Below are 15,407 nucleotides of genomic sequence, written 5' to 3' on the forward strand. Positions count from 1 at the left end.
TGTTGCCCCGTGATTGTCACCAATGATCTCGAGGTCCGCGTCGGCGCGCGCACGCTTCTCGACGCCCCAGGCCAGCACCTCCGCGTCCAACCCGGCGACCGCATCGGGCTCGTCGGCCGCAATGGTGCCGGTAAGACGACGACGATGCGCATCCTGGCGGGGGAGACCGAACCCTACGGCGGCTCGGTGACCCGGGCGGGCGAGATCGGCTACCTCCCGCAGGATTCCAAGGAAGGCGACATCGAGCAGACCGCCCGCGACCGTGTGCTCTCCGCCCGTGGGCTTGATCAGATTCAACGCTCCATGGCGAAGCAGCAGAAGATCATGGAGGAGACCGACGGGGCGGAGCGTGACAAGGCGATTGCGAAGTTCTCCCGCCTGGAGGAGCGCTACCAGGCGCTCGGCGGCTACGAGGCCAACGCTGAAGCGGCGCAGATCTGTGACAATTTGGGGCTTCCGGCCAGGGTGCTTGATCAGAAACTTAAGACGCTTTCGGGTGGTCAGCGTCGCCGCGTCGAACTGGCCCAAATTCTCTTTGCTTCTCGCCAGGGTTCGGGTAAGTCGAAGACGACGCTTCTTCTCGACGAGCCCACTAACCACCTCGACGCCGACTCCATCACCTGGCTGCGTAACTTCCTGTCCAAGCACGAGGGCGGGTTGATCATGATCTCGCACGACGTTGAGCTCCTCGACGCAGTCTGCAATAAGGTCTGGTTCCTCGACGCCGTCCGCGCCGAAGCCGACGTGTACAACATGGGCTTCTCCAAGTACAAGGACGCGCGCGCCCTCGACGAGGCCCGGCGACGCCGCGAGCGCGCCAACGCCGAAAAGAAGGCATCGGCGCTGCAAAAACAGGCCGCGAAGCTGGGGGCGAAGGCTACTAAGGCAGCTGCAGCGAAGCAGATGCTGGCGCGTGCCGAGCGCATGATGGGCGAGCTTGACGACGTTCGCGTCGCCGACAAGGTCGCCTCCATTTCCTTCCCGGAGCCGGCACCGTGTGGCAAGACTCCACTCTTTGGCAAGGGTCTGACGAAGATGTACGGCTCCCTCGAAGTGTTCGCGGGTGTCGACCTTGCGGTAGATAAAGGATCCCGGGTGGTTGTCCTCGGCACGAATGGTGCGGGTAAGACCACCTTGCTCAAGCTGCTCGCCGGGGTAGAGCGCACCGACGGGGAGGGCGGCGTCGTATCCGGCCATGGGCTCAAGATCGGATACTTCGCGCAGGAGCACGACACGATCGACGGCTCGAAGTCGGTTTGGGAAAATACGATCGAGGCTTGCCCGGATGCCGGCCAGCAAGACCTGCGTGGTCTGCTTGGTGCCTTTATGTTCTCCGGCGACAAGCTCGATCAGCCAGCAGGTACGCTCTCCGGCGGTGAAAAGACCCGTTTGGCGCTGGCGACGCTGGTTTCCTCGCGTGCGAACGTGTTGCTTCTCGACGAGCCCACCAACAACCTCGACCCACAATCCCGCGAACAGGTCCTCGATGCGCTGAAGACGTACACGGGAGCGGTGGTGCTGGTCACCCACGATCCGGGTGCGGTGCGGGCGCTCGAGCCAGAGCGGGTCATCATCATGCCGGAGGGCGATGAAGATATGTGGAGCGACGAGTACATGGAGATCGTCGAGCTGGCTTAGCAATTCGCCATTGGGGCTTGGGCAGGCTAGCGCCCACCAACGTTCGAGGCAGGCGAGTTTCCGGTGGCAGCCTAAAACGGCGGGGAAGGGGATTGGTGTTTAGCCCATGATGGCGGCTCGGCAGGCTCGCGCGGTGGTGGTTTCGCTGTGGCTGTGTTCAGTCGGTGGTTTCGTTTACGGATCCGATTGACGGCTGAGTTTTCTGCCGCATCTGCATGATTGAACCTAATCTTGGTGGATCCGGGTTGCTTCACACCCACGCGGCCAGTTGCGTGGTCCCGTTCGATGTGACTCGTGTTGCCTCTGTGGTCTTTGAAGTCGTTGTTACATCGGTGATGGGTTCTACAGAGGGCCGCGAGATTATCGATGTTGGTGTCGCCGCCCTGCAGCCACGACGTGATGTGGTGGATCTCGGCCTGGGTCAGCGGGGCGGTGCACCCCGTCCAGGCACATACGCCCTGCACCGCGAGCAGTGTGATCCTCTGCGCCAGTGATGCAAGGCGGTTTGTGCGGTAGAGGTTCAACGGCAGTGCGGTGGCGCCATCAACGGTCAGGATGAAGTCAGCGGTACCGTCCATGCCGAGGCGGACGAGGTCGAACGCGGTGAGGTCGATGCCGGTATTGGTTTGAAACCTTGTGGTTGGGGAGGCATCGGCGATCTCGTCGAGCGTCACGGAGACGACGACAGATGCGCAGCCGCCACCCGTTGGCTTCTGGCACGTGTCGTAGTGCTTCAGCATTTTTGCGAACTGGTCGTAGGCCCGTTGTGCTGGGGACCGGTAGTCGTCGACATCCTTTGGCATGTTTGAGTTTGGCGCTAGCCCCTTATCGGTGAGCGCCTTGAACAATGCGGTGTCGCTGGCGGTTGCGTCGATGGTGATCTTGTGGGTGCCGTCGGCACGCTGCGGCCCGATATGGAGTCCGCGCTTTTCCATCCCTGCGTTCGGATTCGCCGGGTCGAGGTGTTCGCGGTTGGCCTCTTCGACCCAGCGTCGTACGGTTGCGCGGAGGTCTTTGACGGTACGGCGCGGAGCCTCCTCGAGCGCCTTAGCCTGGAGGCGAGCACGAGCACCTTTAGCAGCCTCAACGAGGCGATCCAGTTCGAGGCGGATCACGCGCTGTTTCTCGGCGTTAACGCGCTCGGCGTTTCGGCGTGCCGTTTCCTGCTCGCGGCGCGCCTGTTCGCGTGCCGCTTGCTGCGCAGCTGCTTTCGCTGCCGCCTGTGCGGCATCGTCCGACGTGGAATCTGCGTTGGAGTCGAAGAGGTCAGCATCAGCAGCGTCGTCTGCGGTCTCCTCGACGGCCGGCTCCCCGTAGTAGTCGCGGCCACGGGCGAGACGGTCGTAGGCCTCCTTGGGCTCAAGGCCAAGCTTCTTCTGTAAGTACTGGGTCGGATGTTTCGCGCCGACGGTGCGGCCAGCTTCATCGCGCTCGCAGAGGAATGCGAAGAAAGCGTCGAGGCTTGCCTTTACGTTGAAGGCTGCTTCGAAGCGTTCCATCTCTTTGTGGATGTCGTCGAAGTGCAGCGTTGCTGGGTCGTGAAAGAGGTCCTTGATTGCGAAAAGGGCATGGGAGATGGTGTCGACGTGGCGCGAAAGCTCCGTTGACATGGTTTCTCTCCCTTAACGCAATCGGAATTAGTGTTAGAACGGACCTTTAACAGTTGTAGGGCTGGAGTCAGCCCAGGATGTGTCGGCAAGAAAGTCAACTGTGATGGATTCTCGGCGTGGTTGTGTCAGCCGTTCATGTACGCGCTTCATCGAGTCTTCGTTGACGTCGACTACCATGATCAACCTGCCGGAACTATCGCTCAGGCGCAATGAATTTTCCGGCGAATCAATGGTGAGGAATGGATAGTCGCTCGGGAAGTGTGGCTTCACTACCGTCTCGTATTCGTCGCCAAGCAATGCGTCCTGGAAGGGGCGAATCTGGACGTGTGGTGGCTTCCAATGGAATAGGTATTGCGCCAAAACCTCCGCAGTAACGGATCCTTCATCCCGGAGTGAAAGCAGATTGGTCAGGATCCTGTCTCCGCCGGCGGGGAGCAGGATATCCATGCCTGAACAGTACTCGCCGTTGCGCTTTGAGATAACCCGTATGACTTTGCGTTCAAGAAGTGGCGGTAGCTGCAAGTACATGTCCGTGTTGCTAGCGCGAGCCAATTCGTAAAGTGGCTTAACGTTTTCATGATCAAACGTGCAGCGGTCCGGCTTATAGTTGTCGATCCTGAGCGTCACTTCGCGTCGGGCGTAGTCGAGGATGAGGTAGTCTTCGCACAGCTCGTCGAGGTACGGGGTGTCCACATATTGCGTGGATAGTGGCGCTGGAAATTGGGCGAGAAGATTTGCGATGTCTCCGAGTCCCCGAGCGGGGTTTCTTGTGTCGATCCTATATGCGTAAATAGATTCGAGTATGGATGTGAATCCGTCCCCGTGAAGATAGAAAGTTGCGCCAATGGGCTCGCATTCGATGCGTTCGGTTATGACATGTAGTAGCGGTTCTGGGAACATTTCTGCGCTCCTTAGGTCGTAAAAATTGCGTTACCAGTGACCGTAATGAGCTAAACATTGCTAGCACAAGTGTTTGATCACTATATTGCGCATTGGACCCTAGATAAAAGAAATATTCGAAATTTTGCGAGAGGAGCAACACGCTTATCGACGATCAACTCAACCGGCTAAACTTCAAACCATGGCTAAAAACAATGAGTTCATCGACACCATCAAGGACGCATGGAACAGCTTGTCCTCGGATCAGAAGACGATCGCTGGCGTCCTTGCCACGATCGATACAGCAGGCAAGGCCTTTGCGCTTCGCGACCTCGCTCGGACCAATTCCAAGAGGATTCGTGGCCCGAAGTGGCTGTGGACTCCGATTATCGGCGCGGTAAACACGTTTGGCTGGGTCGGCTACTTCATTATTGGGAAGAAGCGCTAGGCACCTTGGTTCCGTTACCGCGGTAGTAACGAATCCTTTTTATACGTACGGGAACTGGTCGCTGCCACGGGTAGCGATCGGGATAGGCCAGCACGTCCTCATGTAGGCAGATGAGTGTGTCTGTTCCGGCAGGACCGCCGAATGTGAGTACGCCATCGGCGACCTCGACCGCAGAAGTATATGAAGGGGAGTCCGTCACACTGTGCACGGAGGTCGTTGGTATTTCCGTAAAGAGCGTTCGTCCGCGACGAAGCACGACGGTCTTGTCGTCAAAATAGCTGGGACGAATTCGCTCCGCGGCGATTAGACCCCACACGAACACGAGGGCCCACAGCGACAGTAGTAGCGCAACGACTCGAATGATCCCTTCAGGCAATACGAGGTGAACAACCCCGGCCTCAATTGCGAGCACCGCCGTGACTATTCCAAGCATTTGTAATCGACCCGGTTGGTGAGGAATCGCAACTGCCCCTTCAGGGATGAGTGTCTCTCGGCGGATCCAGCGAATGAGATCTCGGTATAGCCCGAGTTCATACTTGGCTAGTCGGAAGCCGGGGTGTTTTCGAAGTAAGCGGAGGAAGCTACGCAGGAAAATCACCTGCCAGCATTCGAAGCGCTAATCCTTGTGCGCCCTTCGTAGGAACATCGGACAGTGCAAGTGGTACGTCTCCGGGGTTAAGGGTTGGGAAGATACCTCGCATCAGGCCGGCTTGCGCCAGCGCTTGTAGCCGGCGCACCAGCATGGCAACGGCAGGGTCTGTTGGCTTCATCTCGCCGAGTTCTTGCCAGAGAGTCTCCGCCTTTTGGGTAGCAGCGAGACAAGTCGGATCGTGAAGATTCTTCCGAAGCTGCTCCCAAGTGTCCGGCGTAGCAACGCCGGTGAAACCCATGAGATCCCATGAATCTAGTTCAATCTGAAAAAGTGACGGGTCGTTGATTGCAGATTTGAGGGAGTTACGGATGTCCTCCGGTGCTCCATGTGGCGAGGATGCCAGGGCGAGAAGGCGCTGTTTTTGCCGTTGGAGCTGTGTGATGCGCTCGTCGAGAAGGGCGAGCGATTCCTCAACAGCCTTCGGGCTCTGGACTTCAGATACCGGAACGCCGGCGTCGATAAGTGCTCTGGCGCGAAGGACCGCCGCGAGATCGGATACGGAATAGTTGCGGTAGTTACCACTGGTCCGAGCCGGTTCGGGAACTGCGCCACTCGTATGCAGGTGACGCACGGCCCGCACAGAGCAGCCTGCAACTGCAGCGACTTCTGAAATCTTCACACGACCATTCTCAACCCTGACACTGTGTCAGGGTCAAGAAGTCGGAGGAACTAATTAGTTCCTAAACCCGTGCACCGGTGCGGGGATGAATCCGCCACGGTGGATGAATTCGTCGTTGCCCACCTTGTTTACCGGAATGACCGGTGCGTAGCCGAGGAGGCCGCCGAAGTTGACTTCGTCGCCAGGCTTGGTGCCCGGCACGGGGATCAGGCGTGCTGCGGTGGTCTTATGGTTCATGACACCGATTGCCGCTTCGTCGGCAATCATGCCGGCGATGAGTTCGGCAGAAGTGTCGCCTGGGATTGCGATCATGTCGAAGCCGACGGAGCAGATGGAGGTCATTGCCTCGAGTTTGTCCATGGAGATCGCACCGGAGTTTACGGCGTCGATCATGCCTTTGTCCTCGGAGACCGGGATGAACGAGCCTGACAGGCCACCGACGCGGGAGCATGCCATCATGCCGCCCTTCTTCACGGCGTCGTTAAGCAAGGCTAGCGCTGCGGTTGTGCCGTGGGTGCCGACCTGGTCGAGCCCCATGCGTTCGAGGACGTGTGCGACGGAGTCGCCCATTTCGGCGGTCGGTGCAAGCGAGAGGTCGACGATGCCAAACGGGACGCCAAGTCGCTCAGCAGCAAGGGTGCCGACGAGCTGGCCCGCACGGGTGATCTTGAACGCGGCCTTCTTGATCTCCTCGGCGACCTCGTTGAGCGTTGCGCCCTTGAGCGGAGCAATAGCATTGTCGACGACACCTGGGCCCGACACACCGACAGAGATGACGGTGTCTGGTTCTTCGATGCCGTGGAATGCACCGGCCATGAACGGGTTGTCGCCGACTGCGTTGGCGAAGACGACGAGCTTCGCACAGGCGATGGAGGAGCGGTCCTTGGTCAGTTCCGCCGCTTCCTTCACAATCTCGCCCATCTTGGCCACGGCGTTCATGTTGATGCCGGCGCGCGAGGATGCGATGTTGACGGAGCTGCAGACGTTGTTGGTCTCCGCCAGAGCTTCCGGGATGGAGTAGATCAGGTTCTTGTCGGCGCGGGTGCCGCCCTTCTCGACGAGTGCGGAGTAGCCGCCGACGAAGTTCACACCGAGTTCGGCTGCAGCGCGATCGAGAGCTCGCGCAATCTCGACCGGGCTACCCTCTACACCTGCTGCAACAAGTGCGACGGGGGAGACCGAGATGCGTTTATTCACAATCGGGATGCCGAGCTCGCGCTCGATGCCTTCACAGACGGGAACGAGGTCGCGGGCGCGTTCGGTGACGCGGTCGTAAACCGCCTGTGCGGTGGCCTCCATCGTGGCGCGGGTGCAACCGATGAGTGAGATGCCCATGGTTACGGTGCGGATGTCCAAGCGGTAGTCCTCGATCATCCGGATGACGTCGAGGAATCGTGCGTCAGAAAACTCGAGTTTCACGGAACTCCCTTAGATGTCGTTGATAGCGCTGAAGAGTGCTTCAGATTGGATCCGGACTACCATGCCGAGCGGCTTGCCGCAGGCGTCGAAGGCGTCCTGGAGGACACCCATGTCAACATTTCCTTCGGGGAGCTCGACGCGCATGATCATGGTGAAGAAGTCATCCATGATGGTTTGCGATACATCTACGATGTTAAGGCCCTGGTCGGCTGCGGTTTTCGATACCGCTGCAATCACGCCCGGGCGATCCTTACCTGTGGTTGTAATAATTGCATGCATGCGAAAAGTATAGGCAGGAAATGTGCGTTAAGGTCGCATTTATGAAAACTCAGCATGTACTTGTTCTCGGTGCGGGTGGAAACGTCTCGCGCTTCACTGTGCCCAAACTAGTGGGCAATGGCCATAACGTTAGTGCTCTTGTCCGGAATCCTGACCACGCCAAGCAGCTTATCGACGATGGCGCCACCGTCATCGTTCGCGATCTCACCACTCTCGACCAGGAGGGATGGGCACGCCTCCTTACACCATTCGATGTGGTTGTCTGGTCTGCGGGCGCAGGCGGGGGTTCTGCGGAGCGGACCTGGGCGGTGGATCGCGACGCTGCGATGACGATGATCGACGCGCTCGAAGAGCTAGACGAGTTCGCCCCTTTTCTCGTCATGGTGTCCTATGCAGGTGCTACCGAGGCCTCCACTGAGGATGATGGCGGTTCGTGGTACGCCTACGTTGAGTCAAAGAAAGCCGTTGATCGGCGACTGCTTGATTCGAGCCTGCCACACCAGATCCTTGGCCCAACGCTGCTGACCGATGATCCAGCAGAGGGCATCGCGCTTCTCGACGAACCACGTGGCACCGAATCCGAAACCCCTCGAGAGCTCGTAGCAGATGTGATCGTCGAATCGGTTGGCCGTGGCGAGCCGTTTGCACGTAACCCGCTGGACTTTGAGGGGGGCAGCGGGGCAGTCGCAGGCCTCTAATTGTCGAGGGAGAAGTAGTCCTCGCGGCACAGCCGGGCGAAGTTGCGTAGAAGCATGTTCGCCCGGCTGACGTCGTGATTGGGCAGATCTGCGACGATGCGGGCGTACTCCTCGGCAGGGAAGTAGCCGTAGTCGTGGAAGAAATCCATGCGTGTACGCATGGCGTCGGCGTCCATTTCGGCGTGAAACTGTGTGGCCCACACGTGGTCGTCGTAACGCACCATCTGCACTGGGCAGGAGGGACCTGTAGCGAGCACGGTCAACGAATTGGGCAACTCTACGGGGTTCTCTGTATGTCCCGTCAGCGCGGTAAACGTGCCGGAGCCACTGACTACGGGGTCAAGCTCCCCTTCGGCTGTCACGTCAACGATGGTAGGTCCAGAAGGCTCAGGCGAGGTGCACCCAACGGTGCCGCCGAGGTGGTCGACGAGCCAGGAGATGCCGAAGCAGACGAAAAAGACAGGCTTGCCAGATGCAACCACGGTGGATAGTACGTCGTCGATATGCAGGTGCCAGGCACCACGTTCTTCATTGGTGACGTTCAGCGAGCATCCGCCGACGATAATCCCGCTGACCGTGTCGAGCGGGCCTAATTCAGCGTCAGGCGAATTGATGATGCGAAGCTCCATATCCAATTCGCTCAGGCCAGTTGCGCGCAGCGTGTCGTGATATTCGGCGTGCGCGACATCTGGGCCGATCTCGCCGTTGCGAAGTGAAAGGAAAAGGAGCTTAGCCATGCCGGCTACTCTATACCGCTCGGTCTAGTCCTGATTCATTGGGTGCCGAACGGCTTGCTCCACGATGTCAAGCATCGATTCGAGGCGTTCCACAGGCTCACCGGCAGCGAGTTTGGTGATAAACCCTTCGAGAACAGTCTCCAGGTAGGTCTGCACTACCTCCACGGGGACGTCGTCGCGCATATGCTTGTTCGATTCCAAGCGCGTGCGCACCGCCTGGTCGAGCACCTCTTGATGTTCCCGCCAGCGTGCTTCGAACTTCGGGTCAGTTCGCAGTCTCCGCAGGATTTCCGCACGAGTGGTGAACCAATCGTTTGCTTCAGTGTCGTGGAGCATCCCACGCATGACCTCAACCAAACCCTGCTCACTGACCACTTGTGCCTGGCGCTCCGCGTCCGCTTTCGCAATAGCAAGGAACAGTGATTCCTTGTCTCCGAAGTGATGGAAGATCGCGCCTCGGGTTTTACCGGTGGCTTCCTCGAGCCTTGCAACAGTGGCGCCCTCGTAGCCGTAATGCGCGAAGCATTTGCGTGCGGTATCGATAATCTCGCTACGGCGGCGTGCGAGCTCGGCCTCGCTCACGATAGGCATGTCAGTGCTCCTTGGCGTAGTTCTAGGTCAAAAGTGGTCGAAGACTAGCGGAGTGCGGAAACAAAGGATTAGGGGGTAAAAATGCGGAAGGGGCCCCGCGTAGTGCGGTGGCCCCTTCGCGGCGATGGCGTCAGGAGAGCTGACTAGCTCTTGACCATCTGGCGAAGCACGTACTGCAGAATGCCGCCGTGGCGGTAGTACTCAGCCTCACCTGGGGTGTCCACGCGGACAACAGCGTCGAACTCGACAGCGTCAGCGCCGTCCTTCTCAGCCTTGACGTGAACCCTTGCCGGGATGTCACCCTTGTTGAAGTCGGTGATACCGGACAGGGTGAAGGTCTCGGTGCCGTCGAGGCCGAGGGACTCGTGGGACTGGCCCTCCGGGAACTGCAGCGGCAGAACACCCATACCGATCAGGTTGGAACGGTGGATGCGCTCAAAGGACTCGGCGATAACTGCCTTCACACCAAGCAGGTTGGTGCCCTTAGCAGCCCAGTCACGGGAAGAACCGGTGCCGTATTCCTTACCAGCAAGGACGACGAGCGGAATGTTCTTCTCGGCGTAGTTCATCGCAGCATCGTAGATGTATGCCTGCGGTGCACCCTCCTGGGTGAAGTCGCGGGTGAATCCACCCTGCTCATCAACCAGCTGGTTGCGCAGACGGATGTTTGCGAAGGTACCGCGAACCATGACCTCGTGGTTGCCACGACGGGAGCCGAAGGAGTTGTAGTCCTGGCGCTCAACACCGTGGGAATCGAGGTAGTTCGCAGCCGGGGTGCCCGGCTTAATGGAGGAAGCAGGGGAGATGTGGTCCGTGGTGACCGAGTCGCCCAGCTTCGCCAGAACGCGAGCACCCTCGATGTCCTTGACATCCTCCGGCTCCTCCGGCATGCCGTCAAAGTACGGTGCCTTGCGGATGTAGGTGGAGTCTTCGTTCCACTCGAAGGTCTTGCCGGTCGGGATGTCGAGACCCTGCCACTGTGCGTCGCCCTTGAAGACGTCGGCGTAGTCAGCCTCGTACATCTCACGGGAGATGGTGCCAGCGATGGTCTCTTCGATCTCCTCGGTGGACGGCCAGACGTCCTTGAGGAAGACGTCGTTGCCGTCTGCGTCCTGGCCGAGCGGCTGGGTTTCGAAGTCGAAGTCCATGGTGCCGGCGATTGCGTATGCAATGACCAAGAGCGGGGACGCGAGGTAGTTCATCTTCACGTCCGGGGAGATACGACCTTCGAAGTTGCGGTTGCCGGAAAGCACTGCGGTTGCGGTGAGGTCAAACTCGTTGACAGCCTCGGAGACCTCAGCCGGCAGCGGGCCAGAGTTGCCGATGCAGGATGCGCAGCCGAAGCCGGACAGGTAGAAGCCAACAGCCTCGAGGTCCTTCCAGAGGTCTGCGCGCTCGTAGTAGCCGTCGACAACCTGGGAGCCCGGAGCCATGATGGTCTTGACCCACGGCTTAGCCTTCAGGCCCTTCTCAGCAGCCTTGCGTGCGAGCAGGGCAGCGCCAACCATGACGGACGGGTTGGAGGTGTTGGTGCAGGAGGTGACTGCAGCAATTGCGACGAAGCCGTGGTCGAGGGTGTACTCGCCACCCTGCGGGGACTCGACGATGACCGGCTTGGAAGCGCGGCCCTCAGCACCCACAGCAGCGGACTCGCCGTTTGCCGGCCAAGACTCGTTGTAGGAGACGCTGTCGACCTTTGCTGCACGAACCGGCTCGGACGTGCCCTCGCCAGCGGTGTTGTAGTCCGGCAGCTGCTTGCGGAAGGTCTCCTTGGACTCCGCGAGCAGGATCCGGTCCTGCGGGCGCTTCGGGCCAGCGATAGACGGCTTGACGGTGGAGAGGTCGAGCTCGAGGTACTCGGAGTACTCAGCTTCCGCAGCGTCCTGCTCAAGCCACATGCCCTGTGCCTTGGCGTATGCCTCGACGCGGTCGATGTCCTCCTGGTTACGACCGGTCAGGTGCAGGTAGTTGATGGTCTCCTCGTCGATCGGGAAGATCGCGCAGGTCGAGCCGAACTCTGGGGACATGTTGCCGATGGTGGCGCGGTTTGCCAGCGGGATCTGCTTGACACCGTTGCCGTAGAACTCGACGAACTTCTGGACCACGCCGTGCTCACGCAGCATCTCGGTGATGGTCAGCACCACGTCGGTTGCGGTCACGCCGGTCGGAATCTCGCCGGTGAGCTTGAAGCCGACAACGCGCGGGATGAGCATGGAGACCGGCTGGCCAAGCATCGCTGCCTCAGCCTCGATACCGCCGACGCCCCAGCCAAGGATGCCCAGGCCGTTTTCCATGGTGGTGTGGGAGTCGGTACCAATGCAGGTGTCCGGGTATGCAACGCCGTCGTTGTCAAAGACAACGCGGGAGAGGTACTCGATGTTGACCTGGTGGACGATGCCGGTTCCCGGTGGGACAACGCGGAAGTTAGAGAAGTTCTCTGCACCCCAGCGCAGGAACTGGTAGCGCTCCTCGTTGCGCTGGTACTCAATCTCTACGTTCTTCTCGATGGCGTCGGTGGAACCAAAGGCCTCGATGATCACAGAGTGGTCAATAACCATCTCTGCCGGGTTCAGGGGGTTGACCTGATCCGGGTTGCCGCCGAGCGACGATACGGCCTCACGCATGGTGGCAAGGTCGACGACACACGGCACGCCCGTGAAGTCCTGCATCAGCACACGTGCTGGGGTGAACTGGATCTCAACGCTCGGCTCTGCCGACGGGTCCCAGTTTGCAATGGCCTTGATGTGGTCTTCGGTGACGTTCTTGCCGTCCTCGGTGCGCAGGAGGTTCTCGCCCAACACCTTAAGGGAGTAGGGGAGTTTCTCCATGCCTTCAACAGCATCGAGAGCGAAGTAGTCGTAAGACTTACCGCCAACCTCGAGCGTCTTCTTGGCACCGAAGGAATTCTTGCTTTCTGCCACGGTGAGCTCCATTCCTCGTCGTAATCAAAAACAGGGATGATGACCCTATGGTCAAGTCCCATACTAAGCGACCCGCCATAGATCCGTACTGATGATAACAGTACGTTCGTTATGTTTTCATATTTTGCTTATCGACTACAGCAAAATCACTCAGATTAGAATCGGCCCAGCAGTTTGGCATGAAGGAGTAATCGTGGAGCCGGAGACGACATTGGACGAGCTAATCGGCCAGCTTGAAACCTCTGCCGTGGCTTTTGGTACGGAGAATCCGGTAAACGATGACCTGCGAAATGGCATTGAAGGCGTGCTGAGCTCGCCGCATTCGGATTCGATTGACCCTGCCGCAGTAGTCGTTTTAGAGCGTACTCCAGAAAAGGTTGCCCAGCTCCGAGATCTTGCCCAGGACATTGCAAACGCTACGGAATATTCAACGGTGCTGATCCGCACACCCCACACCGCAGTGGGGGTAAGCGAAGAGTTGAGTCGTGCGCAGATAGAGACAGGGGAGCTCGCGATGATGTCGCATGCGGATTATGTCGAAGGACTGAAAGCGTTTACAGGGGAGGCGAGTTCCTTCTCTCCAATGTGGCCGGTAGTTGTTGGGGTGGTGCTGGTCGCGTTTGCCCTCCTCGCGATCGCTGCGCGGCGCCCAAAGCCGTCGCGCTAGACAAGTTGCAAGACTTGACGGAATTAATGCCAGGAGCATCTCGGGTTGCTGAAGGGTGCCTGCTCCGCGGCCCTTATTTCGCCATTTGCCCACGTCAAAACATATAAGTAACGGTTCGGTAACCTTGGATGTGAGCAAACTCACACATCAAATAAGCGTGTCAATACATGCAGGTGAGGCGCGTGTGAATCATGTGACAAGACTTGACTTGATCAACTTTATGTAACGAAAGGGATACAAGTCGGTTGGCTTGACGTATGGTGCTCCTATCGGCTCGCGGGTCGATAGTTGTCACACGTTTCGCGTGAAGCTTCATTGAGCGCTCTAGTCAAGCGTTCGACTGATGGATCGGGCTTGTGGGGAAGCACGCCGAGATCCTGAAACATTGTTGAAGCGCCACGGATTCTTGTGGTGGCTACTTCTTCGCGCTGCCGCGTTAGTAGTCAACATCGAGGCCGCACGTTCCTACCCCTAGTCAGGGTTTATGTGTGCCTTGGCGCGCCTGCAGGTTTCTTGATCACCTGCAGGCCTGCCACGGTATGCGCGTGCGGCGTGAAGGAGCACCTTCGTGGCAAATCCACTTAGGGGCACCCGGTTTGGACGTGCACGTAATGTGTTCGGTACTGCCGCGTGTGTCGTTACCGTGTCGTTGGCGGTGGGCCTCGTCAGCCCGGCTGCCTCTGGTCAGAGCTCGACGTCTACCGTCAGCGAACTCGTTTCCGCAGTCACCCGCGCTCAAGCGGACGTGGACGCCCGAAACTTGAACCTCGGCGAACTGCAAGAGGCGGTTAACCAGTCGCTCGTCGATTTGCACGACGCTCATGCAAAGGCCCAGCAGGCCCGCCTCGGCGAAGAGGAAGCTAAGCGTCGCCTGGACGAGGCTCAGGCTCGCGTCGAAAAGCTGCGCGCCGAGCTTGATGAGTTAAGCCGCTCCCAGTATCGCGGGGCGTCGACAAGCGATGTGCTCACGTCGATTAGCGGTAGGGACACGCAGCGCGACGTGCTGGATCGCTCGCTGTTCCTGCGCCAGCGTTCTGAAGAAAAGCGTGCGAAGCTGCAGGAAGCGGAGCAGGCCCGTGCAGAGGCGGCGAACGAAGAGTCGACGCTGCGTCAGACGCGTGAGCTTGCCGACTCGGCTGCTCAAGAAGCCGAGGCTGCGGAGGCGCAAGCGCGTCAGCTTCTCGACGACAACCGCGCAGCGCTCGAGGCAAGCACGGCTGAGCGCGACGCCGCGCAACGCGAGCTCGAAGCAGCACAATCTGATCTCCAGGAGCAGCGTGCGCCTGAGCAGCAGGAAGCATCCGATGAGACAACGGAGGGCCCTGTGGCCAGCCCGTACGCTTCAACCCTGACCATTTCGCGCGGCGATGCCACCTATGAGATCCCAGAAGAGGTCGTGGACCGTGTTCGGGAGCGCATCTCTGGTACCTCCCCTGAAGCCGGCGAGCCGAGCCGTGAGGCCATCGTGGATGCCGTGCGTGTTGTCGCCCAGACTTCTTCTTCAGATACGACGTCCGACGACGTGTCCCAGGTTGCTGCGCTTTCTTCGGCAGCAGGCTTGCCACAGCTTGACGACGACGCTATCGCGAAGGCTGGCGCCATCGCCGTCGGCGTGGCCCTGGTTGGCGGCGTTGCTGCGAACCATGGCTCCTTCTCTGATGCAGTGAATAGCGGTGACGCAGGCCAACTTGTGACTGCGTTCGCAGAAGGGCTCACTGGTGCCTTGGGCAATGTCGATAGCACCTCAGGCACTGTGGCTGACGTATTGCCGCAGGTGCAGACTGCGGCAGATCTTACTGAGAAGGCTCGTGCTGCCTCTGCGGCCGTATCCGACGCCTCGCAGGTTGAGACGGTTATCGCACGCGCTCAGTCGATGATCGGCACGCCGTATGTCTGGGGCGGTGGCGATGCAAACGGTCCAACCACGGGCTTGGAAGGTGGCGGCCAAGCTGGCTTCGACTGCTCTGGCCTCGTGCTTTACGCATTCGCCGGCGCTGGCATTGCATTGCCCCACTACACGGGCTACCAGTACCAGCGCGGCACGCATGTGCCGGCGAGCGAAGCGCAGCGCGGCGACTTGCTGTTCTGGGGTCCGGGCGGCAACCAGCACGTTGCCATCTACCTCGGCGACGGCACCATGATCGAGGCACCGCAGTCTGGCATGAACGTGCAGATTTCTCCGGTCCGTTGGTCCGGCATGGCGCCGAACGCGGTCCGCCTGCTCTAATTTTTCGGGGCCACAGTCTAGG

General features: G+C 59.5%; 13 protein-coding genes. 5 read left to right on the forward strand and 8 right to left on the reverse strand.

Going from position 1 to position 15,407, the window contains the following annotated elements:
- Window positions 1-9 precede the first annotated feature (9 nt).
- On the forward strand, window positions 10-1,638 hold the full coding sequence (locus HMPREF3145_RS10310) for an ABC-F family ATP-binding cassette domain-containing protein (RefSeq protein WP_070423144.1): 1,629 nt from the start codon (window positions 10-12) through the stop codon (window positions 1,636-1,638).
- Window positions 1,639-1,709: 71 nt separating this feature from the next.
- Here HMPREF3145_RS10310 and HMPREF3145_RS10315 read toward each other — a convergent pair whose 3' ends face one another.
- Window positions 1,710-3,248: an HNH endonuclease signature motif containing protein gene (locus HMPREF3145_RS10315; protein WP_070423145.1), complete on the reverse strand. Its 1,539-nt coding sequence runs from the start codon at window positions 3,246-3,248 to the stop codon at window positions 1,710-1,712.
- A 33-nt stretch (window positions 3,249-3,281) separates the two neighbouring features.
- The gene (locus HMPREF3145_RS10320) at window positions 3,282-4,148 is read right to left on the reverse strand and encodes a hypothetical protein (protein ID WP_070423146.1); all 867 of its coding nucleotides are present in this window, start codon (window positions 4,146-4,148) and stop codon (window positions 3,282-3,284) included.
- Window positions 4,149-4,329: 181 nt separating this feature from the next.
- Between HMPREF3145_RS10320 and HMPREF3145_RS10325 the strand changes: the two genes are divergently transcribed.
- Window positions 4,330-4,575, forward strand: coding sequence for a PLDc N-terminal domain-containing protein (locus HMPREF3145_RS10325; protein WP_083279521.1), 246 nt, complete (start codon window positions 4,330-4,332; stop codon window positions 4,573-4,575).
- A gap of 581 nt (window positions 4,576-5,156) precedes the next feature.
- Here the strand turns inward: HMPREF3145_RS10325 and HMPREF3145_RS10330 are convergent.
- From HMPREF3145_RS10330 to HMPREF3145_RS10340, 3 genes are read right to left on the reverse strand one after another with little or no spacing between them, the layout of a single operon-like run.
- Window positions 5,157-5,846 carry a MerR family transcriptional regulator gene (locus tag HMPREF3145_RS10330; RefSeq protein WP_070423147.1) on the reverse strand — a complete coding sequence of 230 codons (690 nt, stop codon included), beginning with the start codon at window positions 5,844-5,846 and terminating at the stop codon, window positions 5,157-5,159.
- 54 nt (window positions 5,847-5,900) lie between these two features.
- Entirely contained in the window at window positions 5,901-7,265 is a 1,365-nt protein-coding gene (locus HMPREF3145_RS10335) for a PFL family protein (RefSeq protein ID WP_083279522.1), read from the reverse strand.
- Window positions 7,266-7,274: 9 nt separating this feature from the next.
- Window positions 7,275-7,544, reverse strand: a complete 270-nt coding sequence (locus tag HMPREF3145_RS10340) for an ACT domain-containing protein (protein WP_070423148.1) — start codon at window positions 7,542-7,544, stop codon at window positions 7,275-7,277.
- 41 nt (window positions 7,545-7,585) lie between these two features.
- Here HMPREF3145_RS10340 and HMPREF3145_RS10345 point away from each other — a divergent pair, with 41 nt between their 5' ends.
- On the forward strand, window positions 7,586-8,242 hold the full coding sequence (locus HMPREF3145_RS10345) for an NAD(P)H-binding protein (RefSeq protein ID WP_070423245.1): 657 nt from the start codon (window positions 7,586-7,588) through the stop codon (window positions 8,240-8,242).
- Here HMPREF3145_RS10345 and HMPREF3145_RS10350 read toward each other — a convergent pair.
- From HMPREF3145_RS10350 to acnA, 3 genes are all read right to left on the reverse strand, one after another.
- Complete coding sequence (locus tag HMPREF3145_RS10350; RefSeq protein ID WP_070423149.1) at window positions 8,239-8,979, reverse strand: glutamine amidotransferase-related protein; 741 nt, start codon at window positions 8,977-8,979, stop codon at window positions 8,239-8,241. The two genes, HMPREF3145_RS10345 and HMPREF3145_RS10350, sit on opposite strands and share 4 nt — an antisense overlap.
- Window positions 8,980-9,003: 24 nt before the next feature.
- Window positions 9,004-9,570 carry a TetR/AcrR family transcriptional regulator gene (locus tag HMPREF3145_RS10355; protein ID WP_070423150.1) on the reverse strand — a complete coding sequence of 189 codons (567 nt, stop codon included), beginning with the start codon at window positions 9,568-9,570 and terminating at the stop codon, window positions 9,004-9,006.
- Between the two features lie 143 nt (window positions 9,571-9,713).
- Window positions 9,714-12,491, reverse strand: a complete 2,778-nt coding sequence (gene acnA, locus HMPREF3145_RS10360) for an aconitate hydratase AcnA (protein WP_210384187.1) — start codon at window positions 12,489-12,491, stop codon at window positions 9,714-9,716.
- A gap of 193 nt (window positions 12,492-12,684) precedes the next feature.
- On the opposite strand from acnA, the gene HMPREF3145_RS10365 reads away from it, so the two are divergent.
- Together HMPREF3145_RS10365 and HMPREF3145_RS10370 are read left to right on the forward strand one after the other, a co-directional pair.
- Window positions 12,685-13,158, forward strand: coding sequence for an Rv1476 family membrane protein (locus tag HMPREF3145_RS10365; RefSeq protein WP_083279523.1), 474 nt, complete (start codon window positions 12,685-12,687; stop codon window positions 13,156-13,158).
- A gap of 568 nt (window positions 13,159-13,726) precedes the next feature.
- On the forward strand, window positions 13,727-15,385 hold the full coding sequence (locus HMPREF3145_RS10370; RefSeq protein ID WP_070423152.1) for a DIP1281 family NlpC/P60 protein: 1,659 nt from the start codon (window positions 13,727-13,729) through the stop codon (window positions 15,383-15,385).
- Window positions 15,386-15,407 lie beyond the last annotated feature (22 nt).

It is taken from the genome of Corynebacterium sp. HMSC05C01 (assembly GCF_001807155.1).
Taxonomy (GTDB): Bacteria; Actinomycetota; Actinomycetes; order Mycobacteriales; family Mycobacteriaceae; genus Corynebacterium; species Corynebacterium coyleae.